This is a genomic window from Clostridium sp. C2-6-12, assembly GCF_009928485.1.
Taxonomy (GTDB): Bacteria; Bacillota; Clostridia; order Clostridiales; family Clostridiaceae; genus Clostridium.
The window spans coordinates 150,052-167,032 of the sequence record NZ_JAABNP010000006.1; the positions used below are offsets into that span (position 1 = coordinate 150,052).

13 protein-coding genes are annotated in these 16,981 nt (G+C 29.9%); 11 read left to right on the forward strand and 2 right to left on the reverse strand.

The annotated features are described in order from the left end of the window. Positions 1–125: 125 nt before the first annotated feature. The 7 genes from GXK56_RS07190 to GXK56_RS07220 all read left to right on the forward strand — a co-directional run bounded on the left by GXK56_RS07190 (position 126) and on the right by GXK56_RS07220 (position 7,807). The gene (locus GXK56_RS07190; RefSeq protein ID WP_160686641.1) at positions 126–464 is read left to right on the forward strand and encodes a metalloregulator ArsR/SmtB family transcription factor; all 339 of its coding nucleotides are present in this window, start codon (positions 126–128) and stop codon (positions 462–464) included. A 25-nt stretch (positions 465–489) separates the two neighbouring features. Next, positions 490–1,212 carry a nitroreductase family protein gene (locus GXK56_RS07195; protein WP_160686643.1) on the forward strand — a complete coding sequence of 241 codons (723 nt, stop codon included), beginning with the start codon at positions 490–492 and terminating at the stop codon, positions 1,210–1,212. Between the two features lie 391 nt (positions 1,213–1,603). Next, the gene (locus GXK56_RS07200; protein WP_160686645.1) at positions 1,604–2,176 is read left to right on the forward strand and encodes a TetR/AcrR family transcriptional regulator C-terminal domain-containing protein; all 573 of its coding nucleotides are present in this window, start codon (positions 1,604–1,606) and stop codon (positions 2,174–2,176) included. Between the two features lie 125 nt (positions 2,177–2,301). Then, entirely contained in the window at positions 2,302–3,282 is a 981-nt protein-coding gene (locus GXK56_RS07205) for a DUF5692 family protein (RefSeq protein ID WP_160686647.1), read from the forward strand. A 253-nt stretch (positions 3,283–3,535) separates the two neighbouring features. Further along, a complete protein-coding gene (locus tag GXK56_RS07210; RefSeq protein ID WP_160686649.1) occupies positions 3,536–4,603 on the forward strand; it encodes a hypothetical protein in 1,068 nt (355 codons plus the stop codon). A gap of 216 nt (positions 4,604–4,819) precedes the next feature. Continuing rightward, positions 4,820–6,949, forward strand: coding sequence for a PTS transporter subunit IIABC (locus tag GXK56_RS07215; RefSeq protein WP_160686651.1), 2,130 nt, complete (start codon positions 4,820–4,822; stop codon positions 6,947–6,949). 21 nt (positions 6,950–6,970) lie between these two features. After that, positions 6,971–7,807 carry a PRD domain-containing protein gene (locus GXK56_RS07220; RefSeq protein WP_160686653.1) on the forward strand — a complete coding sequence of 279 codons (837 nt, stop codon included), beginning with the start codon at positions 6,971–6,973 and terminating at the stop codon, positions 7,805–7,807. A 119-nt stretch (positions 7,808–7,926) separates the two neighbouring features. Here GXK56_RS07220 and GXK56_RS07225 read toward each other — a convergent pair whose 3' ends face one another. Continuing rightward, on the reverse strand, positions 7,927–8,622 hold the full coding sequence (locus tag GXK56_RS07225) for a helix-turn-helix transcriptional regulator (protein WP_160686655.1): 696 nt from the start codon (positions 8,620–8,622) through the stop codon (positions 7,927–7,929). Between the two features lie 352 nt (positions 8,623–8,974). Here GXK56_RS07225 and GXK56_RS07230 point away from each other — a divergent pair, with 352 nt between their 5' ends. Together GXK56_RS07230 and GXK56_RS07235 are read left to right on the forward strand one after the other, a co-directional pair. Next, the gene (locus tag GXK56_RS07230; RefSeq protein WP_160686657.1) at positions 8,975–10,081 is read left to right on the forward strand and encodes a DUF362 domain-containing protein; all 1,107 of its coding nucleotides are present in this window, start codon (positions 8,975–8,977) and stop codon (positions 10,079–10,081) included. 173 nt (positions 10,082–10,254) lie between these two features. Further along, a complete protein-coding gene (locus GXK56_RS07235; RefSeq protein ID WP_160686659.1) occupies positions 10,255–11,127 on the forward strand; it encodes a 50S ribosomal protein L11 methyltransferase in 873 nt (290 codons plus the stop codon). A 159-nt stretch (positions 11,128–11,286) separates the two neighbouring features. Here GXK56_RS07235 and GXK56_RS07240 read toward each other — a convergent pair whose 3' ends face one another. Then, positions 11,287–11,751: a GreA/GreB family elongation factor gene (locus tag GXK56_RS07240; RefSeq protein ID WP_160686661.1), complete on the reverse strand. Its 465-nt coding sequence runs from the start codon at positions 11,749–11,751 to the stop codon at positions 11,287–11,289. A gap of 373 nt (positions 11,752–12,124) precedes the next feature. Here GXK56_RS07240 and GXK56_RS07245 point away from each other — a divergent pair, with 373 nt between their 5' ends. Together GXK56_RS07245 and GXK56_RS07250 are read left to right on the forward strand one after the other, a co-directional pair. Next, positions 12,125–15,388 (forward strand): cellulose binding domain-containing protein, encoded by a 3,264-nt coding sequence (locus GXK56_RS07245; RefSeq protein WP_160686663.1) that lies wholly within the window; start codon positions 12,125–12,127, stop codon positions 15,386–15,388. A gap of 332 nt (positions 15,389–15,720) precedes the next feature. Continuing rightward, positions 15,721–16,965 carry a 5-bromo-4-chloroindolyl phosphate hydrolysis family protein gene (locus tag GXK56_RS07250; RefSeq protein WP_160686665.1) on the forward strand — a complete coding sequence of 415 codons (1,245 nt, stop codon included), beginning with the start codon at positions 15,721–15,723 and terminating at the stop codon, positions 16,963–16,965. Positions 16,966–16,981 lie beyond the last annotated feature (16 nt).

Sequence of the window (16,981 nt, forward strand, 5' to 3'; positions counted from 1 at the left end):
GTTAAATGTTTTTAAAATCAATGGTCTACAATTTCTTTCCCAATATAGCTAGTATAATTAATATATGATATTCTAATATTAGTTTAAATATTTAAACCATTATTATGTAAGTAGGTAATAAGAAGATGTGTGAATCTAATGAATTAGCAATTATAAAAGAACAATTTAAAAAATGCACTGATGTCTTAACGGCTATAGGAGATGAAACAAGACAACATATAATTGTTGCTTTAATTGATGCAGGCTGTTCTGGAATTCGTGTAGGAGAAATTAAAGAAAAAACACACCTTTCAAGGCCAGCAGTATCTCATCACTTAAAAATACTTAAAGAATCAGGGATAGTTAATGTTAATAGAATTGGGACAAAAAATTATTATTATTTAGATCTTCAAAGTAAATTGATGTTAATTAATAAGCTCATGAGTGATATAGAAAAATTGTTAATATCAGAAAAAGAAAAATAATATAAAAAATTTTGGAGGAGTAGTAATGGAGTTAAATGATGCGATTGAAATGAGATGTTCTAGAAGAACATATATTGATAAGCCTATAGATGATGAAAAGATAAGAAAATTAGAAAAAATGATAAAAGAAGTGAATAAAGAAGGAAATTTGCATTTACAACTTGTCTTAAATGATGGGAAAGCATTTCAAGGAATAAGAAAAAGTTACGGACTTTTCAAAGGCGTGCGAAATTATATAGCATTAGTTGGGAAAGAGGATAAGAGTTTAAGAGAAAAAATTGGTTATTATGGTGAAAGAGTAGTTTTAGAAGCAACTAGATTAGGTCTTGGAACTTGTTGGGTGGGTGGAAGTTTTGATAAAAAATCTTGTAACTGCATTGTTGAAGATGGAGAAGTTCTTATTGCAGTTATTGCCATAGGAAATATACCAGGGGAACATACCTTAAAAGAAAAAATTATATTAAAAGCAGTCCGTGGGAAATCAAAGAAAGTTACAGAAATGTATGAAGCTGATGAAGAGGTTCCTAGCTGGTTTGAAGACGGAATGAAAGCTGTACAGAAAGCACCATCAGCTATGAATAAACAACCTGTAAAATTTTATTATAAAAATTCAATTGTAACAGCCGTAGTACATGGTGGTAAAGATTATCAGGAAATAGATCTTGGTATTGCAAAATTACATTTTGAAATAGGGGCTAGAGGTGGAAAGTGGCAATGGGGAAATGGTACTGCTTTTATTAAAGTGTAGAAGGTAGATGGTAAAGAATAGGTAAGAAAAAAAGACGGCATTGTTTGCTGTCTTTTTTATATAAAATTAGATTATAGAAAACAGCTGTTAATTCTAAATATTTAGTTTATAAGGAGAAAGTCATGAGTAGTATAGTTAAAGAATTAATATTTATCTTTAGAAACAATTAGAAAGATTGTATATCGAAAATAGAAAATGAGTTTAATGCATAATTATAGAAGGGTATTTATCTTTATGATATTTCATATAATTGTATTAATTCATAATAATAAAATTCATAGGAAATTATATTTTTTTGATAGAGTAAATTAAAAAAATATTGAAAGTTATCTAAATTAATCTATAATAAAAAAGGAAATAATTTGCACTAAAAATAATGGGGGAAATAATAATGCGGCAAAATGCTAAAGTTGCAATAATTAATTCATTTAAGGAATTATTAAACAAGCAATGTATACACAAAATTACAATTAAACAGATTTGTGAACACTGTGGTGTAAACAGACAAACTTTTTATTACTACTTTACAGATATTATGGATATTTTTAAATCTATAATATACGAAGAATTGACTGGAGAAATTGCACAAGACAGAAACTTTGAAAATTGGACTAGTGGTTTTTTGGCAACTATGAATTATATGAAAAGAAATTCTAAAATGATTCTTCATGTATATAGCTCTTCATACTGGTCAGAGGCTAATATGTACTTTACCAATTTTTCAAATAAATTGTTAGATGATGTGGTTATGGAATGTGAAGAAAAATTAGGAGTAAAGTTATCTGATACAGATCAGATGTTTATAGTTAATTTTTATAGACATGTTTTTAATGGATTAATAATAGATTGGATAAGTCAAGGAATGCTTACAGATCCAGAAGTAATTCTAAAAAAATTATTAATAATGGTAAGGGGGAGTATTTCTCGTTCAGTTTCAGCCTTTGCAGAAGAAGCAATAAAATAGAAAAATAAATATTGAACTTATAGTCCTGACACATTCAGATATCTGTCTATTGAAGAAAAATCTGTAAACGATATATACTAAATATGTGATAATTATAAATTGTTAATATTTAGGGGGAATTAAAAATGTTTACTTTCAATTATGCTGAAGGAGCATCAATATTAAGTGTGTGGGGAATATGGATATTGGTTTTCATTGCACTTTTTGGATTAAATGAAATAACACGTAGATTTAAATATATTGGTTTATTCTGCTTTGTTGTTTTACCAATAATACTTTCAGGAATATGGTTTACTGTATTAAAAGATACAACTTATACTGATTGGTTCCATCTTGCTAAAGTATATTCTTCTACAGCTGGATGCATTGGTTTCTGGTGCATAAAATATGTTAAAGGAATCGACAAAAAAACTGGTAAGGAATGGAGACTGGCTGATAAGAAATGGATACTATGCTTTCCGCCTTTAATTTTAGCTATTAATATAGCTGAAGCAGTAAGTCGTGATTTCGAAGTTGGTTTGAATTACTTCGGAGGAGGAAATTTAGCTGATGAAGCTATGTTTGTTCTTGGAGGTCCTTGGAATTTCTTAAATGGTATTGCTGGTATTTTAAATATCATAACAATTACTGGATGGTTTGGAATCTGTTTAAGGAAAAAGACCGCTAAAGATGGAAGTATGGATATGCTATGGCCAGATATGTTATGGTTCTGGATAATTGCATATGATTTATGGAACTTTGATTATACTTATAACTGTCTTCCAGGTCATGCATGGTATTGTGGATTTGCTTTATTGTTAGCTCCAACTGTATGTGCATTTACTATAGGAAAAGGAGCGTGGTTACAGCATCGTGCTCAAACCTTAGCATTATGGTGTATGTTTGCACAAACTTTCCCAGCTTTCATAGATAAGGGAGCTTTTGCAGTAGCATCTACTTATAGCACAACTCCACTTTGGATATTTAGTTTAGCATCAATACTTTCAAATATAGCAGTATTTGCATATATGATTTGGAAAACACTTAAAACCAAGAGAAATCCTTATCTTGGAGAACTTTATACAGATTTAAATAAGTATAAAGAAATAAAAGTTTTATCAGAATAAAAGATATTTATATGATTAGTTAAAAGACTATACACTTAATAAATTCAAATTATAGAAATATTAATTGTAAGTTTTGATTTGCCCTATGATAATATTCCCTTAATATTATCATAGGGCATTTTAAATTACTTTGAATTTGGAAACATAGAATGAGGGAAGGTGTAAAAGGTCAATGAGTGGTGGAAGGTATTGGGAATATAATATTGTATGATATAATTATGATATTCTAATAGTGAAAAGAGGGGGATGCGTTGTGAATAATCCATTTCTTCAAGAGGGTTTTTTAACTCCTAATGCATCAATAAATAAATTGACAATAGATATAATGCCAACCGATAAAGTGAAACAAGATTTACGAGGAAAGGCCGCATTGGATATATTTTCAACTGGACTATTTATAGAAGAAATTAAGAAAAATAGCCAAGCTTTGAATATAGAATTAGAAAGTATAGAAGAGAAGATGCTGCCACAGTATTTGAATGAATGCTTACAAGATAATAATTTTCAAGTTAAGTCAAAAGCAGAAGAGATTGTTAAATTGTTTGGTGAAAGATTAGCTGTTATTTTATTAACTCTAAAGAAAGGTGAAAAGATTAACAGATTAAAAAGAAAAGATTGGGAGGATAATCATTGGGATTATTGGAGAAACATAAGAAATATAATCCTAGTAGGTGGGCTTTCAAGTTCAAAAATAGGAGAAAACTTAAAATTTTATGTGGAAAAGGTTTTTAAAGATTCAAATGAAGAGGGATATAAAATTATATTAGCCGAAGACTCTTCCAATTGTGGAATAAAGGGCTGTGCTTCCTATATTCAAGGGGAGAAAGAACAACAGTTATATTTAATCTTTGACTGTGGACATACTTTTATCAAAAGAAGCTTAGTGAGGATACAGGAAAAAGAGGTTAAGGAAATTATAAAATTAGATAAGGTTTTAGCTAAGTATATAGAGTGTGAGTTTGAAAATTTTGAAAAAGAAAAAATTAAGGCAGAAGAATTACATGAGTATTTAGCAGATTTAATTATAAATACTATAAAATATGCTAGCGATCAACCTTTAAATATTGGTAATCATATAGTAATCAGCGTTGCTAATTATGTAAAAAAGGGATTATTTACTGATAGAGGGGGATATGGTAAATTAAGATTAATAGCAAATAATTATGAAGAATATCTATCTAATGTGTTATATGAAAAACTGGGTATAAGATTTAAAATATCATTAATTCATGATGGTACTGCTATGGCAGCAGCTTTTTCTAAATACGAAAAAGCAGTTTGTATATCTTTGGGAACTTCTTTTGGGGTAGGTTTTCTATAGAGATAAATTAATATTTAATAAAAATATTGACACAGGATTTTGAATAGGTTAGAATGATAGCATTGATATAGTATGTTACTGGGAAGCAGGCATTAACTAGTCATAGATATTTGAGGATGTTTATGTTAGTTGATGTTTTTTTTTGCGCGCAAAAGCGTTTAAAAACTCCTCAAATGTATAATAATAAATACAAATACACAAAAAAGGAGAAAAGTTATGAAAGACGAAATTTTTGGCGTTTTACAACGTGTAGGAAGATCCTTTATGCTTCCAATTGCTATTTTACCAGTAGCAGGTTTGTTTTTAGGAATTGGTGGATCATTCACTAATGAAACAATGCTTGCAACTTATGGGCTTACTGGTTTACTTGGACCAGGGACATTTGCTTACTCAATTTTATCTGTAATGAGTGCAGCAGGAAATGTAGTATTCGGTAACTTACCACTAATATTTGCAATGGGTGTTGCAATAGGTATGGCTAGAAAAGAAAAGGAAGTTGCAGCATTAGCAGCAGCAATTGCTTTCTTTATTATGCATGCATCAATAGGTGCTATGATTAACATTCATGGTGGAACTGATGCACTTTTAAGCGGAGCGGCTACGTCAGTATTAGGTATTACTTCATTACAAATGGGTGTTTTCGGTGGTATTATTGTAGGTCTTGGAGTAGCAGCACTTCACAACAGATTCTATAAAATAGAATTACCACAAGTATTATCATTCTTTGGCGGAACTAGATTTGTTCCGATTATAAGTGCGATAACATATTTAATTGTTGGAATTTTAATGTTTTATGTTTGGCCTCCAGTTCAAATTGGTATTTATAAAGTTGGAGATATAGTTTTAAAATCAGGTTATGCAGGAACATGGGTTTATGGTTTAATGGAACGTTTATTAATACCATTTGGTCTTCACCATGTATTCTACTTACCATTCTGGCAAACAGCAGTTGGTGGTACAGCAGAAGTAGGTGGAAAGCTTATTGAAGGAGCTCAAAACATCTTCTTCGCTGAACTTGGAACTAAGGGAATAGAACACTTCAGTGTTTCTGCTACAAGATTTATGTCTGGTAAATTCCCACTTATGATATTTGGTTTACCAGGAGCAGCACTTGCAATGTATCAATGTGCTAAGCCGGAAAAGAGAAAAGTTGTAGGTGGATTATTAATATCAGCAGCATTAACTTCAATGCTTACAGGTATTACTGAACCAATAGAATTTACATTCTTATTTGTTGCACCAGCATTATATGGTATACACTGTATATTTGCAGGAGCTGCATATATGTTAATGCATATGCTAGGCGTTGGTGTAGGCATGACATTTTCAGGTGGATTAATAGATTTATTCTTATTTGGTATTTTACAAGGAAATGCTAAAACAAGTTGGACGTGGATAGTTATTGTTGGTATAGGATATTTTGTGGTATACTATTTATTATTTACATTCTTAATTAAGAAATTTGATTTAAAGACTCCAGGTCGTGATGATTCTGAAGAAGTTAAGTTATATCGTAGAAGTGATTTAGAAGCAAAGAAAAATGCTCAAAATGGAGAAATTGATGAACTTTCAGCTATGATATGTCAAGGGCTTGGTGGAAAGAAAAATATTTCAGATATTGACTGTTGCGCAACAAGATTACGTTGTACAGTTCATAAAGCTGATTTAGTTAGTGAAGCTTTATTAAAGAAAACAGGAGCATCAGGAGTTGTTAAAAAAGGTGTTGGAGTTCAAATTATATATGGACCAAGAGTTACTGTTATAAAATCAAACTTAGAAGATTATTTACTTACAGCACCAAATGAAGAAGTTGCAATGTCTTCAGTAGAAGAAAATGTTAGTGAAGAAAAAGCAGCTTCAAACGAAGTTCAAGGTAATGTTGTGAATACTATAGTTTTAGACAGTCCATTGACTGGTAAAGCTGAAGATTTATCAAAAGCACCAGATGAAGCATTTGCAAGTAAGATGATGGGTGATGGAGCAGTAGTTACTCCAATAGATGGAACTGTTGTTGCACCAGCAGATGGTTTCATAAGCTTTGTATTCCCATCAAAACATGCAGTAGGATTAACAACAAATGATGGACTTGAATTACTTATTCACATTGGAATAGATACAGTAAAGCTTGACGGAAAAGGATTTGAAACATTTGTAAAGGATGGAGATAAAGTAAAGAAGGGTGATAAATTATTAAGTTTTGATTTAAACTTTGTAAAAGAAAATGCACCATCTCTCACATCACCATGTATTTGCACATCATTAAATGATAAGCAAAAGGTACGTTTATTAAAGACAGGAGATATAAAAGCTGGAGAAGCATTTATAGCGATTGATGTTTTAGAATAACATGTAAAGAGGAGGCATAAAATGTTCAGAGTGATAAAGGCACTAAATCATAATGGTGTACTCGCTGTAGATATGGATACTTATAAAGAATATATTCTGCTTGGAAAAGGTATTGGTTTTGGAAAAAAAGTAAATGAACGTATGGAAGCCCCAGAAAATGCACACATATATCTTTTACAAAAGGAAACAGAAAGAGGTCCATCTAGAGAGTTAATAAATGAGATAGAACCAGAGATTTTAGAAATTACCAATTACATCATTGTTGAAGCAGAAAAGATATTTAAAAAAGTTGATCAGAACATTTTATGCCCTCTTGCAGATCATATAGCATATGCTATTAAAAGAATAAAAAATAATGAACAAATAAGTAATCCCCTTACACAAGATATTAAAGCTCTATTTCCTGAAGAATACGAAGTTGCCAGAAAGGGTAAGGATATTATAAAGGAAATAGAAGGTGTTGAAATAAATGAAGATGAAATTGGATATATAGCACTTCATATTCATTCAAGCTTGGGAGATGAAAAGGTATCACAGGCGATGGAAATAGCAATGCTTGTAAGAAATTGTATTACTTCTATTGAAGACAGTATTGGAAAGCAAATTGATATTGAATCATTGTCATATAATCGTCTTATGAGTCATATTAAATATATGGCGGCAAGAATATTAAAGGGTGAAACTATAAAGCTTGATATGAATGATTATATTAGTGAAAGATTTCCTAAGTCTTTTGAAATTGCAGAAGGAATATGCAGAAAACTAGGCCGAGAGTTAAAAAAAGGTATCAAAGATGTGGAAATTGGTTATCTTGCTATGCATATTGAAAGAGTAATTTCAGATGAGTTAGAAGATTAGAAATAAGAGAAAAGATTAACGCATATGTATTTATACCCCTATGAAAATCTAAATGTGAGTGGATTTTCATAGGGATTTTTTGTTTTATGGAATATTTATTCATATTGAATAAATTAAATTTAACGTTCAACCATTACAAGAAGTTTTTCTAACCTTATCATGCTTTTCTTTTGATTAATATTTATTAATATTTCATCATCTGACAGCTTTTCAACCAGTGCATCGAAATATCCCTGGGGATGAGATAAAAGCGATTTGCAAACAAGGTGTAGTTGACAATGCTTACCTTCGAAATATTTCAATGATTGCTGAACTGATTTATCATTTAAAGTTATTGGTGGAATTTTTTTATTTGCTTTATCATATATATATGAATCAGAAATGGAAGCTATCTTATCTATACGTACAATTCCAATCTTACCTTTTGTATCCTCAAAAATAATAAAGTCTTTCTTAACAGCATGTATTGCTACTTGATAAAGTCCTCCATATGCTCTATCATCTAATAATATTTTAACCCATCGTCCGATAAAATCTTTGTAAGTATTATAAGTAATATTATCAATAGAAGAAGTATAATCTATATTTTGAGTTGTCAAAGTAGAATTAGAATTAGTAATTTCATCATTGAGAATATAATCTGTTGAGACATTAAAAAGCTTACTTATTTCTAAGATTTTATCCGTATCAGGAATTGATTGATCTAATTCCCATTTTGAAACTGCTTGTCTTGAAACAGAAAGTTTTTCTGCCAATTGTTCTTGAGATAAATTCATTTGTTTTCTTAAGGTTTGTATTTTTTTCCCTATATTCACATTAAGACCTCCCTTTGTTTTGTAATCTTATTATAGTAATAGGTGTAATATTATTCTACCAAACTAACCTTGAATTTTCGCTACTATTAGTTGCAAGGGCTAATATATGGTAAGAATCGTATGAAAAACAATATGTTTTGTACTCACTATAGTGGCCGAATGATATTACAGCATCCAAGAGTTATTGATGGCTGTTTGTATGTTTATTATTTATGACTTGTTTTATAATAGATTCTGAGCTGGTATATTACTCCAAAAACATTAAAGCATTAAAAAACTTATTGACTTAGAGTTAACTTGAAGTCTTATAATAAAATTAGATTAATTATATATAGTTTGGAGGAATTATAATATGGAAAGATCAAAAGTTTATTTTACCAATATGAAGGTAAGCGGAAATGAAAATTTGCTTGAAAAATTAAAACGTTTAATTAAATCTGCTGGTATTGGAGAAATTGATTTTGAAAAGAAATATGCTGCAATTAAAATTCATTTTGGTGAACCGGGCAATATGGCATTTTTGCGCCCTAATTATGCAAAAGTAGTAGCAGATGTAGTTAAAGAATTAGGCGGAAAGCCATTTTTAACAGATTGCAATACTTTATATGTAGGTGGAAGAAAGAATGCTTTAGATCATATTGATTCAGCTTATGGAAATGGCTTTACTCCTTTTACAACAGGCTGTCATGTATTAATAGGAGATGGATTAAAAGGTACTGATGAAGCTCTAGTTCCTGTTACCTGTGGGGAATATGTAAAAGAAGCTAAAATAGGACATGCAATTATGGATGCTGATATATTTATTTCTTTAAGTCATTTTAAAGGGCATGAGATGACAGGATTTGGTGGTGCTTTAAAGAATATTGGTATGGGTTGTGGATCACGTGCAGGTAAAATGGAAATGCACAGCAGTGGAAAACCTAATGTTCATAAAGATAACTGTGTTGGGTGTAGCTTATGTGCTAAAAATTGTGCTCATAATGCAATTACAATAACTGATAAAAAGGCATTCATAGATCATAATATATGTACAGGCTGTGGAAGATGTATAGGTATATGTCCGATGGATGCAGTTATGCCTGGTTCAGGTGAATCTAATGAAATATTAAATAAGAAGATAGCAGAATACTCATGGGCGGTGTTAAATGGACGTCCAAACTTCCACATTAGTTTAGTAATAGATGTATCTCCATTCTGTGACTGTCATAATAAAAATGATGTGCCTATAGTACCTGATGTTGGTATGTTTGCATCTTTTGATCCAGTTGCATTAGATGTAGCATGTGCGGATGCAGTAAATAATCAACCAGTTATGAAAGGAAGTCTCCTTGAAGAAAGTGGATGTAAGCATCATGATCACTTCACTAATGTAAGTCCTGAAACAGATTGGAAAACTGCAATTGATCATGCTGTGAAATTAGGCCTTGGAAATAAGGAATATGAATTAATAACTATTTAGAATAAAATAGACAAGCGATGGATTAATTTTGAAATTAGCACTTAACAGTCAAAAAATGTTAAGTGCTAAACTTGTTTTATTTAATTATAATTTTCATAGTTTTATTATTTGAGTTATAATAAGAAGCATGAAATTTTAATTTAGGAAAATATATTTTTTATGAGGTGTAATTTATGTTTGAAATATCATTCCAAGTAAAACATTCTGAAATCGAAACAGTATTAGATAAATTAATTAGTGTAGGTATCTCTTGTACTTATTATGATGCTCCTTATGAGGTTACTGTTGATTCGAATGGTTATGGATTTTTTGAAAAAGAAAATGAATTTGTAAATTTAAAGGTTTATCCTGAAAGTAGCAACGCAGAAGTGTGTAATGAATATATAGATAAAATTAAAGAGATTTTGGAGTTAAAGGAGGAAGTGAAATTATCAGAAATTAAAGATGAGAATTGGCAGCAGCCTTTTGAACCTGTAGATTTAAATAATGGATGGATAATTGCAGAACCTAGTGCTACTTTTGAAAATCTTAAAAAAATAAATTTTGAATCTCAAGGTTCCTTTGGGACTGGATTACATGAAACTACTCAGGATTTTCTTAGATATATATTAGATGAAGATTTTTCAGGTTTAACTATTTTGGATTTAGGAACGGGTTCAGGAATATTGAGTATAGCGGCAGCACTAAAGAATGCTAAATCTATAGTAGCTCTTGATATAAGAGATGTTACGAGTGAAGTTCTTTATAATTCTAAACTTAATAACATTAATAATATAGAAGTTGTTGTCGCAGATGTCACGTCTAAGGAGTTAGGGGTGAATAAAGAATTTGATGTAGTTTTTATTAACATAGGAGGAGAGGAAACTTTATCTTCAATGGAATTCATTAATAAAGTTTTAAAAGATAATGGAAGATTATTTGTTTCAGGATTAGTTGAATGGAGCAGCGATAAAATCTATGAAGAGCTAAAATCTCAAGGCTATAATTTAGTAAAAAAGACAAAAACTAATGAATGGGTAACTATGGTTCTTACAGTTAATAGATAAGAGTTACACCTATAAAAAGAGCAGTCATGCACTTCTGAAAGGAGTGGCTATGCCACAATGGGGAACTTAAAATTAGTTATGTTAAGGCTTTTCTTAAATAATATATTAATGCTAGAATTCTTTTGGAATTCTAGCATTAATCATCAGAAATTGATTAATTTATAGTATTTCTAATACTTCTACATTATATTTTTCACCAGGTGCATCAACTTCTACTATATCATGAACTTTTTTGCCTGATAGAGCTTTTCCTAAATCTGATTCTATGCTTATTAGCATATTTTCAGGGTCTAAGTCCATAGTTGTTACAAGTGTTATAACTACTTCGTCATCATCTTCAACAAATCTAATTCTAGCTTTACTATTAATTCCTAAAACGGATTTATCTAAATCTTCATCAGCTATTACAGTTGCAGTTGAAATCATGGTTAATAAGTATTGAATTCTATTATCGTTTTCCCTGTAATTTCTGCAGGCTTCTTTATATTCAGCATTTTCAGATCTATCTCCATGAGCAGCAGCTACTAATTTTTCTTTTGCAATTTCAGCTCTTTTAACAGTCATCCTATAATCTAATTCTTCTCTGAGCTTTCTTATATTTTCTTCTGTTAGCACATTATTCATATAAATATAACCTCCAAGTAAAGTGTATTATATTAACATTATATATTATATTGTAAAAATTTAAAGCTAGTTTAATCAGATATAATAAATTTTTAAATTATACAGGGTATTATAATTGTTTTAAATATATATAAAATTAAAAAAGTGCTAAAATATATAGCTGGATTGATGGTTTTTACTATTTATATTGATAAGATACAGTTAAATAGTGGTTTGTAGATAAAAGTCGGATATAATCGCATAGTATATATTAATTTTATATATTATGGATAATATAATTTATATTATAAAATATTAAAACGTTTTAATAAATATTAAAATAATGAATTCGAATTTATAAAAGCAAATTTAAAAGAAAAGAGGACAGGTCTTTATGATTAAAAGAAACTTTAAAAGGCTCATATCAATTTTTGTAGCTGGAATAGTAGCAGGTACATTGATTACTCCGAAGTATGCAGTATTAGCGGCTGAAGAGGCAGGCAAAGCATCCCAAGCTACAACAGCAAGTGATGAAAATGGGACAAGAAACTCTATACAACGTGTGTCAGTTCATGATCCATCTATTGTAAAAGATAAGGATACATATTATGTATTTGGCTCTCACATAGAAGCAGCAAAATCTAAAGATTTAAAAAATTGGACTAGATTCACAAATGGTTATACTACTCCTAATAATACTTTGTTTGGAGATTTATCAAAGAATTTATCGGGTTCTTTTGCTTGGGCTGGTGAAAACGATTCAGATTGCAAAGGTGGATATTCTGTATGGGCTCCTTGTGTTATTTGGAATAGTGATTATGTAAACAGTGATGGAACAAAAGGTGCTTATACTATGTATTACTGCACATCCTCTACTTATAAGCGTTCAGCAATAGGACTTGCTGTTTCTCAAAATATTGAAGGGCCATATACTTATGTTGATACTATTGTTTATTCAGGGTTTACCAAAGGAGATGCAAAGGATGCTAACAGTATCAAAAACACAAATTATGTAAATACAAATATTAAGAAGCTTCTTGAAAACGGTACCTTATCATCAGTAAATTCGAAATGGTTTTCAAATGATGGAAATTATAATACAAGCTATGCACCAAATGCTATAGATCCAGAATTGTTCTATGATAAAGATGGAACGCTTTGGATGAGTTATGGTTCTTGGTCTGGTGGAATATATATGCTTAAAATTGATAAAGCAACAGGTAAAGCAATATATCCTGGAAAAGATGAAAATACAAATGATTTAAATCCTACAGACAGATATTTTGGTACTAGAATAGCTGGTGGATATACTAAATCAGGTGAAGGCGGAGAAATTGTATATGATAAGGACACAGGATACTATTACTTATATATGTCTTATGCTGGATTAGCTGCAAACGGCGGATATAATATCAGATTATTTAGAGCAACAAATCCAACAGGTCCATATACAGATGCATCAGGTAAAAATGCAGCATTGCCAGGAAATGTTGATAACAATGCTTATGGAATTAAACTAATTGGCAACTATAAATTTGACTGCTTAGATGTAGGTTATAAGGCAGCAGGACATAATTCATCCTTTATTGATTCTGATGGACAAATGTACCTTGTTTATCATACTAGATTTAATAGTGGTACAGAAGAACATCAAGTTAGAGTTCATCAAATGTTCTTAAATGAAGAAGGATGGCCAGTAGTTGCACCATATGAAGATAATGGAGATAAAATTTCAAATAATGGCTATTCAAAAAATGAAATTGTAGGTGATTATCAATTTATTAATCATGGTAACAATAGCAGTTCTGCTATGATAAATACATTAAATATTAAATTAAATGCTGACAATACAATAACAGGAGATATAACTGGAACTTGGACTATGAAGGATGGTTCATATTATATGAATGCAACAATTGATGGGGTAACGTATAAGGGAGTATTCTTTAGACAACAAGATGAATCTAAAAAGACATCAAAAGTTATGACCTTCACTGCAGTTGGAAATAATAATGAATGTATTTGGGGAAGTAAGCTTGAATTAAAAGATGGTGAGGCTGTTAACTATGCTTCTGAAGTTTTAGAAAGCAAGATTCCAGCTAGTACAACTTCAAATATAACATTACCTATAACAGGAGCTTATAATACAGCAATAACTTGGTCTTCAAGTAATCCTAGTGTTTTAAGTAGCCAAGGAGTAGTAAACCGTACTAAAGAGGATGTTAATGTGAAACTTACAGCTCAAATAATGAAGGGTAAGGAAATCATTAATAAAACTTTTAATATATTAGTTAAAGGAAAGTTAGAAAATGTAGGTGCTACACCTATTTACAAATATGATTTTAATACATCGTCTGATATTGTAAATAGGGGAAGCAAAGGCGGAAAAGCAACTTTAGTAGGAACTGCATCTGTTTCAGAGGACCCAACTAGAGGTAAAGTTTTAAATATTAATAATGATAAAGGAGCAGTAAAGGTTAATTATTTAGCATTGCCAAGTGATACTTTTAATGGAATTACTGATAAAGGCTATACAGTAAGCATGTGGGTAAATGTAGATAACACAAATCCTAACTACTTCGAGCATAGTGCATTATTTGAAGCTAATGGCGGAGTTAAGTATCCTGTTACAAGAATAAGTGCTAACTTATTTTCAAGAATTAATGCAAATGGAGCATGGGCGGATGCAACAGAAATTTCAAAGCCATTATCAGCAAATACATGGGAATATGTAACTTATACAGTTGATGCAAAAGGAATTCACGTATATGTTAATGGAACAGAAGTGGGCAGAGCTGAAAAAGATATAGCAGCATGTTTTGAAAATAATTTCCTTGCAAATATGACAGACGTAAGAATAGGAAGTGGTAATATTTGGGGAGATGCAGATATAGCATCAGCAAAATTTGATAATGTGGCTATATATGATACTGCATTAACAGATCAACAAGTAGAAGCACTTTATAATGAAGAAACTTCAGCTAAAAATGATAAACCAACAAATCCAACTGAAAATAAAGATGTTTCAGTTGATTATAAATTAAATGAAAAATGGGGCAATAAAGTTAAATCAACAGTTGAATTGACTAATATAAGTGGAAAGCTGATTAATAATTGGGCATTAAAATTTAATTTTAATGGAGAAATAGATCAAATTTGGAATGCTTCAATAGAATCTCATGAAGGTAATACTTATGTAGTTAAAAATTCAGGATGGCCACAAGATATTACAACAGGAGCAGCAGTGAAATTTGGATTTATTGCTTCATATAAAGATGAAAATCCACCTACAATTACAGATTATAGTATTTCATCATCTTTAGAAGAAGTCAAAGAAGATCAATACAAGATAGATTTTTCAAAGGCTAATGACTGGGGCAATGGATTTAATGGCATATTTGTAATTAATAATACAGGAAGTAAATCAATAGAAGATTGGACTTTAGAATTCGATTATAAAGATACAATTAAATCTATATGGAATGCTGAAATAGTAAGTCATGAAGGCAATCATTATGTAATTAAATACAAAGATTATACTAGTATTATTAAAGCAGGAAATAAAGTATCCTTTGGATTTGAAGGTACTACTATTAATGGTACTAAATCAAAAGAAGTCCCTAGAAATTACAAATTAACTAAAGTAACAAATAACTAAAATATAATTAAACTATATTATATAGAATTTTAAATAGTTAGCAATAGTAATTTGAGTTTAAGCTAAAAATTACTAATCTAACAATATTTTATTAAAGTGTAAAACCATGTATTTAAAGTGAAAGGATATTTACTTTGTACATGGTTTTACTTGTCGTTATAAGTTAATAATTCATATTTGAGATTTCAGAAATAATTAAGATGTTACAAATTGTAATTTATGCAATAATGAGATATAATAAAGCGAAAATATTATTACAAATTTATAGGCAATATACTTTAATATTCCTAAGCTTAAAGTGAATTATACAAAAATAATTTGGAGGCATTAGCATGGGCAAGAAGGATTTTTCAGATTTAGAGGATCAAATTAGAGATACAGTAAAAAATGCATTTAATGCTATAGATTTTGCAGGTATAAAAGAAGAATTTAATAATAGGGCGGATGATACTTTAAATGAAGTAAAATCAAAAATGAAATATAAATCAGACGATGTAGTAGAAAAGATGAAAAATAAGTCGCAAAAATTTAGCGAAAAGATGGAATCTAAGCTTCAAAAGCAAAATGAAAAATTATTGAATATCACTAAAAGAGAAAAAAATAAATACTCTCCATATATTACTAAAAGGCCTGTAGGAAGTGTAGCAGGAGTATTTTACAAGATATTTGGTTATAGTGGAAGTGCAGTATTTGCTCTTTTACTAGGGATTAGTTCCATATCTACTCTTATTCCCAATCCAGTAACATCTAATTTTACAGGGTATATATATCCTACATTAGGGATTTTTGGTTCATTTTTTCTATTTAATTTAGGATTATCATTTAGAGGAGTGTATTTAAGAAATAGAATAAAGCGTTTCAAAGAATATGTAAAAACTCTCGATGGGCAAAATTATGTTTTAATAGAAAGTTTAGCCGAAGCAGTACAAAAGAAGGATAAATATGTTATAAAAGATTTAAAAAAAATGATTGAATTAAATATGTTTAAAGAAGCTCATATAGATGAAGAAAAAACATATTTTATGTTAAGTAATGAAGTTTACAACAATTATTTAGAATCGCAGGAAGCATTAAAAAAACGAACTGAAGAAGAACTAAGAAAGCAAGAGAAATCAAATGCTGAAATGAATGATCCTCAAAAGAGAGAATTGAGATTTACAATAGATATGGGGCAAAATTATATTAAACAAATAAGAGATATAAATGATGCGCTCCCAGAAGAAGAAATTTCAAATAAATTATATAGGCTTGAAAATATAGTAAGTCAAATATTAGAACATATAGAAAACAACCCTAAGAAATTGCCAGAGGTCAATAAATTTACTAATCACTATCTTCCTATTACTTTAAAACTGGTTACATCTTATAAAGAGTTAAACGATCAACCAGTACAGGGAGAAAATATAACAAATGCTAAAAATGAAATTGAAAAGAGTATTGATTTTATAAACACTGCTTTTGAAAAATTATTAGATGATTTATTTGAAGAGGTAGCATTAGATATCTCAACAGATATTTCTGTTCTTGAAACACTTTTTACACAAGAAGGATTAACTAAAAAGGATTTTGAAAAATAAGTTGGGATAAAAGAGG

Bases quoted from the DNA above. Each gene is read 5' to 3' on its own strand.
- GXK56_RS07190 (WP_160686641.1), top strand. From the start codon at position 126: ATGTGTGAATCTAATGAATTAGCAATTATAAAAGAACAATTTAAAAAA.
- GXK56_RS07195 (WP_160686643.1), top strand. From the start codon at position 490: ATGGAGTTAAATGATGCGATTGAAATGAGATGTTCTAGAAGAACATAT.
- GXK56_RS07200 (WP_160686645.1), top strand. From the start codon at position 1,604: ATGCGGCAAAATGCTAAAGTTGCAATAATTAATTCATTTAAGGAATTA.
- GXK56_RS07205 (WP_160686647.1), top strand. From the start codon at position 2,302: ATGTTTACTTTCAATTATGCTGAAGGAGCATCAATATTAAGTGTGTGG.
- GXK56_RS07215 (WP_160686651.1), top strand. From the start codon at position 4,820: ATGAAAGACGAAATTTTTGGCGTTTTACAACGTGTAGGAAGATCCTTT.
- GXK56_RS07220 (WP_160686653.1), top strand. From the start codon at position 6,971: ATGTTCAGAGTGATAAAGGCACTAAATCATAATGGTGTACTCGCTGTA.
- GXK56_RS07230 (WP_160686657.1), top strand. From the start codon at position 8,975: ATGGAAAGATCAAAAGTTTATTTTACCAATATGAAGGTAAGCGGAAAT.
- GXK56_RS07235 (WP_160686659.1), top strand. From the start codon at position 10,255: ATGTTTGAAATATCATTCCAAGTAAAACATTCTGAAATCGAAACAGTA.
- GXK56_RS07240 (WP_160686661.1), bottom strand. From the start codon at position 11,751: ATGAATAATGTGCTAACAGAAGAAAATATAAGAAAGCTCAGAGAAGAA.
- GXK56_RS07245 (WP_160686663.1), top strand. From the start codon at position 12,125: ATGATTAAAAGAAACTTTAAAAGGCTCATATCAATTTTTGTAGCTGGA.
- GXK56_RS07250 (WP_160686665.1), top strand. From the start codon at position 15,721: ATGGGCAAGAAGGATTTTTCAGATTTAGAGGATCAAATTAGAGATACA.